This is a genomic window from Niveispirillum sp. BGYR6 (genome assembly GCF_027568365.1).
Taxonomy (GTDB): domain Bacteria; phylum Pseudomonadota; class Alphaproteobacteria; order Azospirillales; family Azospirillaceae; genus Niveispirillum.
On sequence record NZ_JANLNL010000001.1, the window covers coordinates 1 to 17,349 of the forward strand.

The window sequence follows — 17,349 nt, forward strand, 5'->3', positions numbered from 1 at the left end:
GTGCCTGCTGGCCGCCGCCGCCCAGAACATCAAGAAAATCGCCACCATCCTGGCCCGCAGACGGGCTCCTGACGGCAATTATCCAGGCCCTGCACGCCTCATTCGCGCAATCTGCCGCCTCATCCGCGCCGCCATCCTCATCGGCCCGCCAGAAACGCCAATCGCCGCCTGAAATCACCAAAAACAAAACCCCGCCGAATTTCGACGGGGTTTGTCAGCAGTCTGGGGCCCGGTGCAGACCGGGCCTTTTTGTTGAAGGGTCGTTGACGGTTCAGGCCACCAGTGAACCCAGGCGGCCGCGGATAATCGTCTCTGCCTCGCTGACGATACGGGTCAGCAGGTCCTGGCAGGTGGGGATATCGTGGATCAAGCCCTGGACCTGGCCGGCCCAGATCAGGCCGGCATCCAGATCGCCAGTTTCCAGGGCCACCCGGCCCTTGGCGCCCGAGACAAGGGGCCGGATATCGTCGAACACGGCATCCGGCTGGTTGGAGATCTCCACCACCTTCTGCGAGACGCTATTCAGCGCGACACGGCCGGTATTATGGAATTTGCGGAAAATCAGACGGGTGGCGCGTTCATCGTTGGCGACGATGAATTGCTTCACGGCTTCATGAATGGGTGCCTCTACCGTGGCACAGAAGCGCGTACCCATATTGATGCCGTCAGCCCCCAGCGCCAGGGCTGCGGCCAGACCGCGGCCATCACCGAAACCGCCACTGGCGATCATGGGGATTTTCACCTTGTCGGCGGCGGCGGGGATCAGGATCAGGCCGGGGATATCATCCTCGCCCGGATGGCCGGCACATTCAAAGCCGTCAATGGAAATGGCGTCCACACCCATGCGTTCGGCCGACAGGGCGTGGCGGACGGCGGTGCATTTATGCAGGACCTTCACGCCATGGGCTTTGAAATCCTCCACATGTTCCTGCGGTTTGTGGCCTGCCGTCTCCACAATCTTGATGCCGCTGTCGATGATGGCCTTGCGGTATTCGGCGTAGGGTGGCGGGGTGACAGAGGGCAGAATGGTCAGGTTCACGCCGAACGGCTTATCCGTCATCGACCGGCAGCGATCAATCTCGCGGCGCAGATCGTCGGGTGTGGGCTGGGTGAGGGCGGTCAGAATGCCAAGGCCGCCGGCATTTGACACGGCGGCGGCCAGTTCGGCCCGGCCCACCCACATCATGCCACCCTGGACGATGGGATGTTCAATCCCCAGCAATTCCGTGATCCGGGTGCGGATGGTCATGGTCAAGCTCCTGTGAAATCGGGTTTGCGGCGCGCGAGATAGGCGGCGACGCCCTCGCGGCAATCATGGGTGGCGCCGGATGCGGCGATGCGGCGGGTCTCGCGGTCCAGATGGGCCTCCAGCGACCCATCGAAACTGTCCAGCAGCAGGTTGCGGGCGGCACCAACCGCCCGCGTGGGGGCGGCGGCCAGGGTGCGGGCGGCTTCATCGCCGGCGCCGGCCAGATCGGCATCCTCCACCATGCTGGTGACCAGACCGATGGAAGCGGCTTCCGGCGCCGATATGCGCTGGTTGGCGATGATCATCTGCTGCGCGCGGCGCATCCCCACCAGCCGGGGCAGCAGCCAGGACATGCCGCCATCGGGCGACAGGCCGACGCTGCCATAGGCGGCGGTGAAATGGGCGGAGCGGGCGGCGATGACGATATCCCCGATCAGCGACAGCGACAGGCCCGCGCCCGCCGCCGGGCCATTGACCAGCACCAGCAGCGGCTTTGCCATGCGCTGCAACCGGCTGATGGCCATATGCAGCGTGCCCGCCAGCTCGCTGAGGAAGGCCGGCACCTGATCCCCCGCCGCCGCAAAGGCGGACAGGTCGCCACCGGCGCAGAACAGCCGCCCGGCCCCCGTCAGCACGACGCAGCGGATGCTCTCGTCCTGGTCGCAACGGATGGATGCCGTCAGCAGCGCCTGTGCCAACGGTAGGTTGATGGCATTGCCGGCGGCGGGGCGGTTCAGGGTCAGGGTGGCAATGGCCCCGTTGACGGTGAACAGCAAGGGCGTGTCGGTCATCGGCACTTCTCCAGTGACTGGCGGGCCAGAGACGCCAGACGGGGAAAGCTGGTGGCGCGTTCACGGGCATGGGCCGATGATGCCGTGCCTCGCACGACGCGGCCCTTGATGCCGTGGAAGATGGCGGCCAGCCGGAAGAAATTGAACGCCACATAGAAATCCCAGGACGGGATGTCGCTGCGGCCCGTGCGCCGGCAATAGGCCTGCACATAATCCGCCTCGACCGGGATGTTCAGCGCCGCCAGATCGGCGCCGGCCAGCCCCGCCACGATGTCGGGCGGCATCTGGTACATCATGGCGTGATAGGCGAAATCGGCCAAAGGGTGGCCCAGGGTCGACAATTCCCAGTCCAGCACGGCCACCACGTGCGGCTCTGTGGGATGGAAGATCATGTTGTCGCAGCGGAAATCGCCATGGACGATGGCGCTTTCCTCTCCGGCCGGGATCAGGTTGGGCAGGGCTTCGACCAGTGCATCCATGTCAGGGTCGCGGCCGGCGTCGGTATCCTCCAGATACTGGCGCGACCAGCGGGCGATCTGGCGTTCGAAGTAGTTGCCGGCCTTGCCATAATCACCCAGCCCCAGCGCATCGGCATCCAGCCGGTGCAGCCGGGCCATGGTGTCATTCATGGCATCGAAATAGGCGGGGCGGTCGGCCCGGTCCAGACCGGGGAAGGTGGCATCCCAGAAGATGCGGCCTTCCACCATCTCCATGACATAGAACCAACTGCCGATGATCCCGTCATCGGTGCACAGCCCATGCACATGGGGGACCGGAAATTCCGCGCGGCCGAGGGCGGTCAGCACGCGCGCCTCCCGTTCCACCGCGTGCGCGCCCTTCAGCAGGGGGCCGGGCGGCTTGCGCCGCATGACATAGCTACGACCGGGCGTCACCAGCTTGTAGGTCGGGTTGGATTGCCCGCCCTTGAACTGTTCCACCCGCAAGGGGCCCTTGAACCCATCCACATGCGTGCTCAGCCATCCGGCCAGGGCCTGCTCATCGAAGCGCAGGCCCTCCCGCACTGCCGTGGTGCCGGCATTGGCATCCTGCCCCAGCGCGTTCATGATTGCCCCGCCTTCCAGTCGCGGCGGACCTTCTTGGCCAGGCTCCATTTATGCACCTCCGTCGGGCCGTCATAGATGCGGAAGGCGCGGATTTCGCGGAACACCTGTTCCACGATGCTGTCGCCGGTGAGGCCTGACCCGCCCATCACCTGCACGCAGCGATCGGCCACGCGCATCAGCGCCTCCGATACGGCGACCTTGGCCATGGAGCTTTCGGCGACCCCCAGGGAGCCCGTGTCCAGCACGCCGGCGCACCAGTCGATCATCAGTTCGGCCTGTTTCAGGTCGATCAGATTGTCGGCCAGTTGGAAGCCCACGCCTTCATGCTCGATCAGCAGCTTGCCGAAGGCGTGGCGGCGGTTGGCATAGTCGGTGGCGATTTCATTGGCGCGGATGCAGGCACCCAGCCAACGCATACAATGGGACAGGCGGGCGGGTGAGAGGCGGATCTGCGCCAGGGTGAAGCCCTCACCGGGATGGCCCAGCATCTGGTCGGCGGGCACGCGCAGGCCTTCGATACGCACCACGGCATGGCCGCCGGGCATGGAACTGTCGATGGTGTTGGGCACACGCTCGATGCGGATCGCGGGGTCGGGCAGGTCGACCAGGAACATGCAGGCACCCTGCTCGGCCTTGGCCATGACGATGCCGATCTGTGCCCCCTGGGCCCCGGTGATGAAGGCCTTGCGCCCATCAATGACCCAATGATTGCCATCAGGCCGGCAGGTGGTGCGCATCATCGACGGGTCGGAGCCGGCCCCGTCATCTTCCGCCGGTTCGGTCATGAAGAAGGCGGAACGCGCCCGACCCTGGATCAACGGCTCCAGGAACCGTTTCTTGATCTCCGGGCTGCCCACTTTGCCCAGCAGATACATGTTGCCCTCGTCCGGGGCGGCCGTGTTGCAGGCCAGCGGTCCCAGCGGCGACAGGCCCGTGCGGGCCAGCACGATGGCGGTTTCCCGCTGTGACAGGTGGCTGCCGTCGGGCAGGATATGCGGGGTCAGCACACCGGCCGCCCGCGCCTTGTCCTTCAGGTCCGCCACCAGTTCTTCGGTGGGGCAGTCGTGATGGTCACGCCTGGGGTCCTTCTCATAGGGGACCACCACATCGCGGACGAACCGTTCCACTCGCGCGGCGATTTCCAGCGTTTTCTCCATGCCGACGCCGCTCATTTCGGGGCCATCCGGATGGCGCCGTCCAGGCGGATGGTCTCGCCGTTCAGCATCGGGTTGCTGACGATGCTTTCCACCAGTTGCGCATATTCGTCCGGCTGACCCAGGCGGGAGGGGAAAGGCACCTGTTTGCCCAGCGATGCCTGTGCGTCCGCCGGCAGCGTGGCCAGCAGCGGGGTCCAGAAGATGCCGGGGGCAATGGTCATGACGCGGATGCCATAGCGGGCGAATTCGCGCGCAATCGGCAGGGTCATGCCGACGATGGCGCCCTTGGATGCCGCATAGGCGGCCTGACCGATCTGGCCGTCATAGGCGGCGACCGACGCGGTATTGATGATGACGCCGCGTTCTTCCGGTCCCACCGTGTCGGCGTCATGCAGGCGGGCCGCAAACTTGGACAGGACGTTGAAACTGCCATTCAGGTTGATATTCACGATTTTCGTGAAATCGGCCAGGGGGATGGCCTTGCCGTCGCGGCCGATCACCTTGGCCGGCGGGCCGATGCCGGCACAATTGACCAGGATGCGGGCCTTGCCATGCAGCCCCTCGGCCTCGGCCAGTGCCGCCTCCACCGCTGCTTCGTCGGTGACATCGACCTTGATGAAATGCCCGCCGATGGCGGCGGCATGGGCAGTCCCCAAATCGGCGTTCAGGTCGAAGATGGTGACCCTGGCCCCGGCGCGGGCCAGCCGTGCGGCGGTGGCTCCGCCCAGACCTGAGGCGCCACCCGTGACGATGGCGGCCTGTCCATTGATCTGCATGATGATGGTTCCTCGAAAGATGCCGAGGCGGCGTCAGGGCAGCAGAACCGCCTTGATGCAGCCGCCCTGATGCTGGGTAGCGACCGCCTGATTGATCTGCGCCAGCGGGAAGGTCCGGATCAGCCGGTCAAAGGGGAAACGGCCCTGACGGTGCAGGGCGATCAATTCGGGAATGAAACGGTCGGGATCGCTGTCCCCCTCGATGATGCCGACAATGCGGTGGCCATAGGTGATGAACGCAGCCAGGTTGATGGGCAGGGTGCTGTCCGGGCGCGGCGGCACGCCCACCAGCCCCAACAGACCATGGCTGCCCAGGGCCGCCAGGGCGGCGGCCACCACCTCCTCCCGACCACTTGTTTCGAAACCATAATCAATACCGTCCGGGACGATGGCGCGGATGGCGGCGGTAACATCGCCGGCGGCGGGATCGATGACATGCGTCGCCCCCAGCTCCAGTGCCATCTGGCGCCGGGCGGCGACCGGTTCGACCAGGATGATGGTGGCGCAATTCTGGATGACGGCCCCCATGACGGCCGCCAGCCCCACAGGGCCGCCGCCGAAAATGGCGATGCTGCTGCCCGGATGGCAGGCCAGCGAGCGCATGACCCCGCCGGCTCCCGTCTGAAAGCCACAACCCAGGGGGCCCAGGATCGACAGGTCCAGCCCGGATGCATCCACCTTGACGACATTGCGTTCATGGGCCAGCGCGTGGCTGGCGAAGCTGGACTGGCCGAAGAAATGGCCAGAAATGCGGTTTCCATCCTGGCTCAGCCCGCTGCTGCCATCCGGCCGCGCCCCTGGATAGTTCAGCACCGGGAAGTCGCGGCAGTAAGAGGGCAGATTATCCCGGCAACGCGCGCAGGTGCCGCAGCTGTTGAACCCCAGAACGACAGTATCGCCCGGTTTGACCTTGGTGACGGCGGCTCCCACCGCCTCCACCACGCCCGCCCCCTCATGCCCCAGCACAGCCGGCAGCGGGATCGGAATGAACTGGTCACGGGCCACCAGATCGGTATGGCACAGGCCGACACCGGCGATGCGTACCACAACCTCATGGTCGCGCGGCGGCGCCATCTGTACCGGTTCAATGGTAAAATCGGCTTGCGGGCTGCGCGTTACGGCGGCTTGGATGTCCATCTTTCGGCTCCGTCCTTTCGGCGGCCAAACCCGCCGCCCGTACCGTTTCTTATCGGCTGATATTGGGTTTAGGCCGGGCGGCGCAGTGCGGCCTGGGCTTCTGCGATCAGCGGATCAAAGGACCGGCGAACATCGTCCAGGGTCAGGAAATCCTCTTCCGGACATTCGGTGAAGCTGGCGGTATGAGCAGGATAGACTCTTTCGCCAATCATCCGTGCCTTATCGTCATAGGGCCAGACCATGCAGATCCAGCGATGCTCGATATATTTCTTCGTGGGATCGGCATCGGGCAAGCCCCGCGCTATTGCACTCTCCCCCGACATGAAGGTGTGATAGAGCGCTTCTGAGGCAAAGCCCCAATCGTCAACGACCAGTTCCTCATGCTCCAGGAGCATGACGGTGGTTGCCGCATGTTCCAGCCCCTTATAGAAGCTCTGAACCTGCTCCGTTCCACGCAGCTCAAGCACCCCGACGGGGGATGAAACCCGATAAAACGGGTCTTCCACCGTCAGTTCGGGCACGAAAATCTCCGGCCAGCGGCCCGCCACTTCCAGCATCGCATGAAGCCGGTAATTGGCAACAATGGCCCGATGACGTGGATTCTCCAGCCGTTTCAGGGCATTGTCGGCGGCCAGGGTTAGGAGGATCGGGTTCAACTTCATCATCGGTTTCCTTTGGAAGGCGTTGCAGGTAGGGCGGGGATAACGTCCTGATGTTCAGCCGAAGGTTCGGACGGGGTCCCTCCCGTCCCAATCGGCCGATGCTTGCCGGATCAGGCCGAAGACCCCGGCAATGCGGCTCTGGCCTCCAATAGGCCGAAGCCGCGACATCTTAGAAGTTGGTCCGCGCCGTTACGCCAAAGGTACGGGGCGGGGCGAGATAATAATTCTGGTCACCGTTCTGGAAAGGCGTGTTAAATCCGTAGGTCCCATAGATCTCATTGAAAACATTTAACGCCCAGAAGCCGATTTCCCAACGGCCATCGCTCGATTTCACACCAAGATTGGCATTCACTATCTCCACGGCTCCCTGCTTGGTCAGCGAAGCGGTGTTCAGATATTGGGGACCAGAATACTGATATTGAAGCCTGCCGATCAGATTCAGGCTATCACTGATTGGCTGGTCCAGAAGCAGGGATGCATTGCCGGTAAATTTCGGAGCATAGCGGAAACGATGGCCGGACAGAACCGGGTCGATGCTGCTGTCCGTACCAAAGGCAGCCTTGGGCAGCCAGGTTCCATCCAGACCCAATGTCACACTGTCGGAAAGCTGAAACAGGTTTTCAACTTCCACGCCCTGGGTTTTGGCCGATCTTGCATTCAGCACCGTGAATTGCAGACCGACAAACTGGGCCACCTGCAGATCCTTCACTTCATTGTGAAACAACGCGATATTAGTGCGGGCGCGGCGGTCCATATACTCGATCTTGGTCCCCAGTTCGAATGCGTCCACCTTTTCCGGACGGAAAGCGGGGTCCAGCGGCTTGGCGCCAGGAGTGACGGTCGGGTTGTTCAGGGCCGTACCACCGGCATTGGCGTCGATATTCACACCGCCTGATTTGAAACCGCGATTATAGGTGAGATAGACCATGCTGGTCTCTGACGGGTGATATTGAACACCCAGCGTACCGCTCAATGCCCTGTTGGTCAGTTCACGATCGTAGGCAGGGCCCGGCTGTACGCCCAAAACCGTCATCACCTCATTGGGTGTCGCCGTATAAAACCGATAGGCAAAGCGGCCCTTCTTTTTCTCAATTGAATAACGGGCACCGGCAATCAGGTTCCAATTATCCCCGACCTTAAAATCGAAATGTGAGAAGCCGGCGATTGATTCAGAACTACCGCTCAAGCCATCATGATGCACCTTGCCCTTGGCACTGACCGTGCCGGCCGGCAGGCCTTGCGTCGCCAGCAGCGTATCCCAGTAGACCTGGGCTTGCGTGGTCCAGGTGCCGACCCGGTCCATCGCCAGCTTTTCATGGGCATAATAGGCACCGACGACATAATTGCCGTTCAGGCTGTCCAGCGTGCCGTTATAGGTGAATTCCTGGGATATGAAGCGGCTTTTGAAACTCTCGTCCATTTTGAACAGATCGGCACCGCTGAAATCAGCATCATCGTTGAATTGTGCCACACTGAACTTGCGGATCGCCGTTACAGATTTCAGCACGTCGTCACCGATATTGATATCGGTCAACAGGGCACCGCCATAATCCTTGGTTGTCTGATCAGTGACAAAGTTTTGTGCGACTTCAAAATCCTTCGGTCGCTTGGACGGAAGTTTGAGGCCCTTTGCCACCGTCAGTGCATCAATGAGCGGCTGTGTCGGCCCATCGACATAGTTGGACGTACCGTAACAGCAGTTACCGCTGCTTTCCAAATAATCGGCGATCAAACGGATCTGTACGCTCTCACTAGCGTCGACCAAATATTGGGCCTTGATGGCTTTGGTTTCGTCGTTGTTGACGTGTTTTCCCGTATTCACATCCTTGTAGAAACCATCCTTATGCGAATAAAGGCCGGAGACGCGAATTGCGCTGTCCTCAGAAACCGGGATGTTGACGGCAGCCTTGACGTTGTATGTGTTGTAATTTCCATAGGTGGCTTCAGCCCGCCCCTCTGTCCCGCCTGTGCTGGGAGCAGCGGAGGTCAAAAGCACGGCACCAGCGGAGGTGTTCTTGCCAAACAGCGTCCCCTGCGGGCCGCGGAGAATTTGCAAACTGTCGATATCGTTGAAGCTTTGCAGGGCGGCGCCGGCACGGCTCCGATAGACCCCATCGATGAACACACCGACGGCCCCTTCAAAGCTGCGGCTGACACCGGTGGTGCCCAGGCCGCGGATCTGGATATTGGCGGAGGAGCTGGAGATGTTACCGTTGGTGAATTGAACGCTGGGGGAGATCGTCGAGATGTTCGCGATATTCTCAACTCGGGCCAGTTCAAGCTGTTCGACCGAGGCAGCCGTGATGGCCACTGGCACATCCTGCAGCCGCTCCGCCCGCCGCTGCGCGGTGACGATAATTTCGTCCAGGACGTTTTCCTGGGTGGCGGTGTTGGCCTGAGCGCCAATGGTCGGCGTCAGCAGCATCGCGGTGCTTCCAAGCAGGATGGCAATCTTTCGCATTCGGGCGCTCCCTGGGGTTGATGCGGCTTGATGCCGTCTTCGGGGGTAAATTAGCTGACTGATTACTTAACCGCAAGCGCCCTCTTTGGGTGCTGAAATGATTCTGGGCGCCTTCTGGGTGGGCGGTCTGGTCCGGGAAGCGCCATGAGGTGACGGTGAGCTTGGAGATTAAAGAGCCAGGTGGGGTGCGGTCAGTTATGTCTGATCCCGGTGGATCATCCATTGACAGGGGCTGCAAATTAATCAATTGATCAACTACCAGATTGGGTGCAGTCTGGTGCCTTCCCATTTTGCGCCTGCCCCTTACGTCCAGGTGAGCTGAGCCATGAACTATGAGACGATCCGTTACGATGTTACGGATTCCATCGCGACCATCACATTGAACCGACCAGATCGGATGAATGCCTATAATCCGAAAATGGCGCATGAACTGGTGGACGCGTTTGATCATGTCGATGTCAATGACACGGTACGCGCGGTAATCGTCACCGGCGCAGGGCGCGCCTTCTGTGCTGGCGCAGATCTTGAGGGCGGCACGTCCACCTTCGATTTTGCCGGCCGTGACGATTCACCTGTCAGGGCTGATGGCAGCCTGGATTATGCCCGGCCGTCGGCCCGCGACATGGGGGGGCTGGTCAGCCTTCGTGTCTACCGCTGTCTGAAACCAGTGATCGGTGCCTTCAACGGGGCAGCGGTCGGGATCGGGGCCACGATGCTGTTGCCCGCAGATGTGCTCCTGGCGGCCGAAGAAGCCCGCTTCGGCTTCGTCTTTGCCCGACGCGGCATTGTGCCGGAGGCGGCATCGGCCTATTTCCTGCCGCGTCTTGTCGGCATCTCCCAGGCGTTGGAATGGTGCTATAGCGGGCATCTGGTGCCGGCGGAAGAAGCACTGTCGGCGGGACTTGTCCGTCAGGTTGTTCCCGCCGCCGATCTGCTGCCGACGGCCCATGCGCTTGCCCATCAATTGACGGCGCATTCTGCTCCGGTATCGGTGGCCATGATCCGGCAGATGATGTGGCGGGGCCTGGGCTATACCGACCCGATGCAGGCCCATCGCATTGACAGCCGTGCGATCTTGTCGCGCGGACGCAGCGGTGATGCAGCCGAGGGCGTGGCCTCCTTCTTGGAAAAGCGGCCCGCCAGCTTCCCCGACAAGGTCTCGCGCGACATGCCCGATTTCTTCCCTTGGTGGGAAGAGCTTTCCTACGAGTGACCACAGAGGCCGGTTGGCCGTTGGCACGCGCCGTCCACAGTCACCCCCGCGCGCTCTCACTGTTTTGACATCGCCCTGGTGTGGGAGCTGAAATCATGGAGCATTTAATGTTGGATACCACAACCCGCACAGCCTATGGCGAGGAACATGAGATATTCCGGGATCAGGTACGGAAGTTCTTCAGCCGGGCACTGGTCCCTTATCTTGACCGCTGGGAAGAACAGGGGGTAGTCGACCGTGATTTCTGGCGCGCTGCCGGTGAGGCGGGTTTGCTTTGCCCGACCATCCCGGAAGAATATGGCGGGCTGGGTCTGGATTTTCGCTTCAATGCCGTCATTGGTGAGGAACTGGCCTATGCCATCTCGGCCGCGGGCTTGCCGCTGCAATCTGACATCGTCGCCGATTATATCCTGCATTATGGGACGGAAGCGCAGAAGCAGCATTGGCTGCCCCGCATGGTCAGCGGGGAGGTGGTCACAGCAATTGCGATGACGGAGCCCAGCACCGGGTCTGACCTGCAATCCATCCGGGCCACGGCACGGCGTCAGGGGGATGAGTATGTTGTCAACGGGGCCAAGACCTACATTACCAACGGCCAGCTTGCCGATTTAATCATCGTGGTGGCCAAAACCAACCCGGAAGCCGGGGCAAAGGGCGTTTCCCTGATCCTTGTCGAGGCCAGCCGCCCCGGCTTCAGTCGGGGCCGCAACCTTGACAAAATCGGGCAGAAATCGGCCGATACTTCCGAGCTGTTTTTCGCTGATGTCCGCGTGCCCTGTACCAACCTGCTTGGTGAAGAGGGCAGGGGCTTCGCCTATTTGATGAACCAGTTGCCGCAGGAACGGCTCAGCATCGCTATCAGCGCACAATCATCGGCCCAGCGTGCGCTGGATGAGGCGATCTCATTCACAAAGGACCGTCCGGCCTTTGGCAAGACCGTGTTTGACTTTCAGAATACCCGCTTCACCCTGGGAAGCTTGAAAGCCAAGGTGCAGGCGGGCTGGGCTCATCTTGATTGGGCCTTGCAGCGCCATATCGCGGGCAAGCTGACCACGGCAGAGGCGTCGGCTGCCAAGCTGTTCCATACAGAATTGTTGTGGGAAGTGGCCGATGCCTCGCTGCAACTGCATGGCGGGGCCGGCTACATGAACGAATATCCCATCGCCCGCCTGTGGCGCGATGCGCGTGTCCAACGCATCTACGGCGGCACGTCGGAAATCATGAAGGAAGTGATCGCCCGCTCCCTGTAAGCGGCTGAACGAAGTTCCCGACGAAAACCAGAAAATGACCCGGACGGCCCTGGATGGCACCGGCGACAGATGAGAGGGTTCCCATGACCGAGGCATGGATCATTGATGCAGCCCGCACCCCACGCGGCATTGGCAAGGTTGGCAAGGGTGCGCTGACCGACATTCATCCGCAGCGGCTTTTGTCCACTGTGCTGAAGGCACTGGCTGAGCGTAACGGGCTTGATACCGGTGACGTCGATGATGTGATTGCTGGCTGCGGTACCCAGTTTGCCAAGCAGGGCAACTGCATCGCCCGCATGGCGGCGCTGGATGCCGGCTACGACCAGCGCGCTCCCGGCGTCAGCATTGACCGTTTCTGCGGGTCCGGCCTGTCGGCGGTCAGCTTGGCCGCCATGGGCATCAAAGCGGGTATCCAGCATCTGGTTGTGGCCGGTGGGGTGGAGGCGATGTCGCATTCGACCACCATCCCCGGTCTTCAGCCGATCCTCGATAGCGGCAATCTGGCGCTGCGCGCCCGCGTACCACAGCCCCACCAGGGTGTCTGTGCCGATCTGGTCGCCACGCTGGAGGGGTTCACCCGCGACGATGTCGATGCCCTGGCTCTGGAAAGCCAGCGCCGCGCGCATCAGGCCATCCAGGAGGGGCGGTTCGCCCGCAGCCTGATCCCCGTCCATCATGATGATGGACGGCTGGCGCTGGACCGGGAGGAATATCCACGGCCGGAGACAACAGCAGACGCGTTGGCCGCGCTGAAGCCGGCGTTTGAGCGTCTGGTTGATTTTGCGTTGGACGAGGAAGGGACCACCTATGCCCGGTTGGTGCGTCAGGCCTTCCCCGATATCCGTATCAACCATATACACACGGCGGGCAACAGTTCGGGTGTGGTCGATGGGGCCGGGGCCCTGGTACTCGCCTCGCCCGATTATGCCCGTGCGCATGGGCTGACGCCGCGGGCGCGTATCCGGGCCATGGCGACCTGTGGCGATAGCCCGACACTGATGTTGAACGCCCCCGTCCCGGCGGCGCGCAAGGCACTGGCGCAGGCCGGGATGCAGGTCGGCGATATCGACCTGTTTGAAATTAATGAAGCTTTTGCCGCCGTTCCCCTGAAGTTCATGCGCGATCTGGGCATTGATCCGGCCATCGTTAATGTCAATGGCGGGGCCATGGCGCTGGGCCATCCCATCGGCGGCACCGGGGCCATGATCCTGGGCACCCTGCTGGACGAGCTGGAACGGCGTGATTTGACGACGGGTCTCGTGACGCTGTGTGCCGCCGGTGGCATGGCCCCCGCGATGATTATTGAACGGATCTGATCCGTTTCACCCCAATCGATTGCCAAAGGTTCAACAGCATGGCTACACAGATTGCCACCCTGTCCGTTGCGGACGGTATCGCCACCATCATCATCAACGCCCCCCCGGTCAATGCGCTTTCTGCCCCGGTACGGTTGGGGTTGGTCGAGACATTCACGGCGGCGCTGGCCGATGACGGGATAAAGGGGATTATCCTGGCCTGTGCGGGCAAGACTTTCTTCGCCGGTGCCGATATCACCGAACTGGGCAAAGGGTTCCAGCAGCCGGACCTGCACGCCGTCCAGGCCGTGATCGAAGGTTCCAACAAGCCCGTCGTGGCCGCCATCCATGGCACCGCCCTGGGCGGCGGGTTGGAAGTGGCATTGACCTGCAATTATCGGGTGGCCGTGCCCTCGGCCAAGGTCGGGCTGCCAGAGGTGGCGCTGGGCCTGCTGCCCGGCGCCGGTGGTACCCAGCGCTTGCCGCGCGTTGTTGGGCCGGCTGCTGCATTGGATATCATGGTGTTTGGCAAACCGCTTTCAGCCCGCAAGGCGTTTGAGCTGGGCCTCATTGACGCGTTGGTCGATGAAGGGGGGCTACATGCAGGCGCGCTCGCCTATCTGCGCCAGGTGATTGCAGCGGGCAAGCCGCTGCCGCGTGTGCGGGACCGGGAGGACGCACTGAAGGAAGGGCGTAACGATCCCGGTCTGTTTGACCGATTCCGGGCCGCCAATGCCCGTGCCTTCCGCGGATTCAAGGCACCCGAAAACATCATCCGCGCCGTGGAAGCCGCGGTGACCCTGCCTTTTGAGCAGGGGATAAAGCGGGAATGGGAGTTGTTTTTGGAACTGCTGGGCTCGACGCAGTCCGCCGCGCAGCGATACGCCTTTTTTGCGGAGCGCGGTGTGGGCAAGATCCCGGACCTGCCCACCGATGCCAAGCCCCTTCCGATCAGCCGCATCGGCGTCATCGGTGCGGGCACCATGGGTGGCGGCATCGCCATGAATTTTCTAAATAGCGGGCTGCCCGTCACCATTGTAGAGCGCGCGCAGGAATCGCTGGACCGCGGTATCGACACGATCCGCCGCAACTATGCCAACACCGTTGCCAAGGGCCGCTTGAGCGAAACGGAGATGGAGCGCCGGATGGCGCTTCTCACGCCCACGCTGGATATGCAGGCGCTGGCCGGTTGCGATCTGGTGATCGAGGCGGTGTTTGAAAATATTGACCTTAAAAAGCAGATTTTTGCGACGCTCGACGGAATTGCCGCGCCGCACGCCATCCTAGCCTCGAACACCTCCTTCCTGGATTTGGATGCCATTGCGGCCGTGACGGCGCGACCACAGCAGGTGATAGGCCTGCATTTCTTCTCGCCTGCCAATGTCATGCGTTTGCTGGAGGTGGTGCGCGGACGGATGACCAGTCCGCAGGTGCTGGCGACGGCGCTGCAGGTTGGGCGCGTGATCGGCAAGGTCACCGTGGTGTCGGGCGTCTGCGACGGCTTCATCGCCAACCGCATGATGGCCCCGCGCACGGCCATCGCCAGCGACCTGACCCTGCGCGGCCCGCTGCCGTGGGAGATCGACCGGGTCATGACGGATTACGGCTTCCCCATGGGGCCATTTGCCATGATGGATCTGGTCGGGCTTGATGTCATCGGCTGGAATGCCGAGACCAGCCGGTCGGCAACCTTGCAGGAATTGCTGTGCGAGGCCGGGCACTGGGGCCAGAAGCGCGGGCGCGGCTATTACGATTATGATGACAAGCGACGGGCCCAGCCATCCGCCTTTACCATGGAAGCCATTGAACATCTGGCCACCAAGGCGGGAATTGAGCGCCGGCCCTATAGCGACGATGAAATTCTGGAACACCTGCTCTATCCCGTCATCAATGAAGGGGCGCGGATCCTGCGCGAAGGGATCGCGTTCCGGGGCAGCGATGTCGATATCGCCCTGATCTATGGCTATGGCTGGCCGGTCTTCACCGGCGGCCCCCTGTTCTGGGCCGACACGATCGGGCTGGACCGGATTGTCGCAGGATTGGAGAAGCTGCGGGCCAGTTATGGGGACACCTACGCCCCGGACAGCCTGTTGCGCGATTTTGCCGCCAAGGGCCTGAAACTGCATAAGTTCGGGGCCTGATACCAGGGAGGAGCCGGACCATGGTGGATGGGGCGGACGGTTTGCGGGGCAAGGTCGCCCTGGTTACGGGGGCCACCTCCGGTTTGGGGCTGCGCTTTGCCCAAGTGCTGGCGGGCCACGGCGTGCGGGTGGCGTTGATGGCCCGCCGCCGGGATCGCATGGATGCGATTGTGGCTGAAATCACGGCCCAGGGAGGAACGGCCGTAGCCATTCCCTTGGACGTCTCGCGCGTTGAAGACTTTGCCGATGCCGTCACGAAGGCTGAGACGGCCTTGGGTCCGGTGGATTTTCTGGTCAACAATGCCGGTGTGCCGGACGCCAAGCTTGCCACCAAGATGCAGGCAGATCATTTCGATCACGTCATGTCGGTTAATGTCCGCGCTCCCTTCCTGTTGTCAGCGGAGGTGGCGCGGCGGTTGATGGCGTCCAAGCGACCCGGTCGGATTGTCAATATCGCATCCATGGCCGCCTATCATTGCCCGATGCCCGGCATGGCACTTTACGCCGTCACCAAAAGCGCCCTTGTGCGGATGACAGAGGCGCTGGCGGTGGAATTGGCGGTCGCCAATATCAATGTAAACGCCATCGCCCCCGGTGCCTTCGCCTCGGAAATGATGGACGGCATGCTGCAGCGCATGGGGGACATCACCCGGCATTTTCCCCGTCGTCGCCTAGGGGAGCCCAGCGGGTTGGATAGCACGCTGCTCTATCTGCTGTCTGACGCCTCTGCCTATGTAACCGGCACCTGCATCAAGGTCGATGACGCGCAATACCCCCGATAGGGGGGCGTGGCGTGGGTGACAGGTAATCATTTAATTAATATATTGGCGCGTCGATCTGACGGCCATGAGGAGGAACGAAATGTCAGTAGCACAAGAAGATATGCAGTTCGTACCAGAAATGGTCGCCGACGCACAGCTTTACGGGCAAGAGAAGAAGCTGCGGGCCTTTCATTCCTGGCTGCAGACCAACCATCCCGTGGTGCGTGTTCACCCCGATGGTTACCGTCCCTTCTGGGTGGTCTCCAAGTTCGATGATATCCGGGCGATTGAAGCGGCTCCTGAGAAGTTCCTTGCGGCCCCCCGCAATGTGCTAATCCCTATCGATGTTGAACAGGCCAACTTGCGCGTGCTGGGCACACCCAACGGCGTCACCTCTCTGCCGCAGCTGGACGGAGAGAAGCATCGGGCTTTGCGGGCGCTGACACAGAACTGGTTCATGCCGAAGAACCTGAAAACCATGCAGGCCCGGATCGCCGACCTGGCGCGGGAATTTGTGGATCGTATGGTGGCGATGGGCGGCACATGTGATTTTGGTGAAGATATTGCTTTCTGGTACCCGCTTCGCGTCGCGACTACGATCCTCGGACTGCCACCGGAGGACGAGCCACAGTTGCTGAAGATGACACAGCAGCTTTTTGCGATGCAGGACCCCGAAGTGGCATTGAGCGCGGAGCCGGAGGCGGTGGCGCAGGTGATCAGCTCCTTCGCTGCCTATTTTGAGGCGGTGACGGCTGACCGTCGCGCTAACCCGCGCGAAGATGTGTCCACCCTGATTGCCCATGCTACCCTTGACGGTCAGGAACTGTCGCCACTGGACCGGATTTCATATTATATCCTCGTGGCGACGGCCGGTCATGACACGACCAGTTCCTCCATCGCGGGCGGGATGCAGGCCCTTGCCGAGTTCCCCGACCAATGGGCGCGGCTGAAGGCAAATCCCGACCTGTGCGCGGCCTTGCCGAACGAGGCGATCCGCTACACGGCGCCCGTCAAACATTTCATGCGGACCACCACGGAAGATGTTGAAATCCGCGGCCACAAGATTACGGCGGGTGAAAACATCTTCTTATCCTATGACGCGGCCTGCCGTGACGCGGAGGTGTTCGAGGATCCACACGCCTTCGTCATTGATCGTCCCAACAGCAATCGTCATCTGGCCTTTGGGTATGGCCCGCATATCTGCCTGGGGCAGTTTCTGGCGCGCATGGAAATTGAACTGTTTTTCCGGGAGCTGGTGCGTCGTGTCGACCATGTCGAACTGGCGGGGCCGGTACGCCATATGGAAAGCAGCTTTGTCAGCGGCGTGAAGCATCTGCCCATCCGCTACACGGTGGCCCGAGCCGCCGTCTAGCCTTTGTCAGACGCCTTTGG

At 62.0% G+C, this 17,349-nt stretch carries 14 protein-coding genes; 6 read left to right on the forward strand and 8 right to left on the reverse strand.

Annotated features, from left to right (window positions below; all coding sequences use genetic code 11):
* Nucleotides 1-271 precede the first annotated feature (271 nt).
* The 8 genes from PCJ49_RS00005 to PCJ49_RS00040 all read right to left on the reverse strand — a co-directional run bounded on the left by PCJ49_RS00005 (nucleotide 272) and on the right by PCJ49_RS00040 (nucleotide 9,297).
* Nucleotides 272-1,249, reverse strand: coding sequence for a nitronate monooxygenase family protein (locus tag PCJ49_RS00005; RefSeq protein WP_269909136.1), 978 nt, complete (start codon nucleotides 1,247-1,249; stop codon nucleotides 272-274).
* Nucleotides 1,250-1,251: 2 nt separating this feature from the next.
* Nucleotides 1,252-2,040, reverse strand: coding sequence for an enoyl-CoA hydratase-related protein (locus PCJ49_RS00010; RefSeq protein WP_269909137.1), 789 nt, complete (start codon nucleotides 2,038-2,040; stop codon nucleotides 1,252-1,254).
* On the reverse strand, nucleotides 2,037-3,104 hold the full coding sequence (locus tag PCJ49_RS00015; protein WP_269909138.1) for a phosphotransferase: 1,068 nt from the start codon (nucleotides 3,102-3,104) through the stop codon (nucleotides 2,037-2,039). Before PCJ49_RS00015 ends, PCJ49_RS00010 begins: the two co-directional genes overlap by 4 nt.
* Nucleotides 3,101-4,276 (reverse strand): acyl-CoA dehydrogenase family protein, encoded by a 1,176-nt coding sequence (locus tag PCJ49_RS00020; RefSeq protein WP_269909139.1) that lies wholly within the window; start codon nucleotides 4,274-4,276, stop codon nucleotides 3,101-3,103. The genes PCJ49_RS00015 and PCJ49_RS00020 overlap by 4 nt, the downstream gene beginning before the upstream one ends.
* Entirely contained in the window at nucleotides 4,273-5,037 is a 765-nt protein-coding gene (locus tag PCJ49_RS00025) for an SDR family NAD(P)-dependent oxidoreductase (RefSeq protein WP_269909140.1), read from the reverse strand. Before PCJ49_RS00025 ends, PCJ49_RS00020 begins: the two co-directional genes overlap by 4 nt.
* 33 nt (nucleotides 5,038-5,070) lie before the next feature.
* On the reverse strand, nucleotides 5,071-6,174 hold the full coding sequence (locus PCJ49_RS00030; RefSeq protein WP_269909141.1) for an NAD(P)-dependent alcohol dehydrogenase: 1,104 nt from the start codon (nucleotides 6,172-6,174) through the stop codon (nucleotides 5,071-5,073).
* Between the two features lie 68 nt (nucleotides 6,175-6,242).
* Nucleotides 6,243-6,839: a hypothetical protein gene (locus PCJ49_RS00035; RefSeq protein ID WP_269909142.1), complete on the reverse strand. Its 597-nt coding sequence runs from the start codon at nucleotides 6,837-6,839 to the stop codon at nucleotides 6,243-6,245.
* Nucleotides 6,840-7,005: 166 nt separating this feature from the next.
* Nucleotides 7,006-9,297 carry a TonB-dependent receptor gene (locus PCJ49_RS00040; protein WP_269909143.1) on the reverse strand — a complete coding sequence of 764 codons (2,292 nt, stop codon included), beginning with the start codon at nucleotides 9,295-9,297 and terminating at the stop codon, nucleotides 7,006-7,008.
* Between the two features lie 325 nt (nucleotides 9,298-9,622).
* Here PCJ49_RS00040 and PCJ49_RS00045 point away from each other — a divergent pair, with 325 nt between their 5' ends.
* The 6 genes from PCJ49_RS00045 (at nucleotide 9,623) to PCJ49_RS00070 (ending at nucleotide 17,329) form a co-directional block, all read left to right on the forward strand.
* A complete protein-coding gene (locus PCJ49_RS00045; protein WP_269909144.1) occupies nucleotides 9,623-10,510 on the forward strand; it encodes a crotonase/enoyl-CoA hydratase family protein in 888 nt (295 codons plus the stop codon).
* 107 nt (nucleotides 10,511-10,617) lie between these two features.
* Nucleotides 10,618-11,760, forward strand: a complete 1,143-nt coding sequence (locus PCJ49_RS00050) for an acyl-CoA dehydrogenase family protein (RefSeq protein ID WP_269909145.1) — start codon at nucleotides 10,618-10,620, stop codon at nucleotides 11,758-11,760.
* An 83-nt stretch (nucleotides 11,761-11,843) separates the two neighbouring features.
* The gene (locus PCJ49_RS00055; RefSeq protein ID WP_269909146.1) at nucleotides 11,844-13,076 is read left to right on the forward strand and encodes an acetyl-CoA C-acetyltransferase; all 1,233 of its coding nucleotides are present in this window, start codon (nucleotides 11,844-11,846) and stop codon (nucleotides 13,074-13,076) included.
* A 38-nt stretch (nucleotides 13,077-13,114) separates the two neighbouring features.
* Nucleotides 13,115-15,196: a 3-hydroxyacyl-CoA dehydrogenase NAD-binding domain-containing protein gene (locus tag PCJ49_RS00060; protein ID WP_269909147.1), complete on the forward strand. Its 2,082-nt coding sequence runs from the start codon at nucleotides 13,115-13,117 to the stop codon at nucleotides 15,194-15,196.
* 20 nt (nucleotides 15,197-15,216) lie between these two features.
* Entirely contained in the window at nucleotides 15,217-15,978 is a 762-nt protein-coding gene (locus tag PCJ49_RS00065) for an SDR family NAD(P)-dependent oxidoreductase (protein ID WP_269909148.1), read from the forward strand.
* 79 nt (nucleotides 15,979-16,057) lie between these two features.
* Nucleotides 16,058-17,329: a cytochrome P450 gene (locus PCJ49_RS00070; RefSeq protein WP_269909149.1), complete on the forward strand. Its 1,272-nt coding sequence runs from the start codon at nucleotides 16,058-16,060 to the stop codon at nucleotides 17,327-17,329.
* The last annotated feature ends 20 nt before the right edge of the window (nucleotides 17,330-17,349 follow it).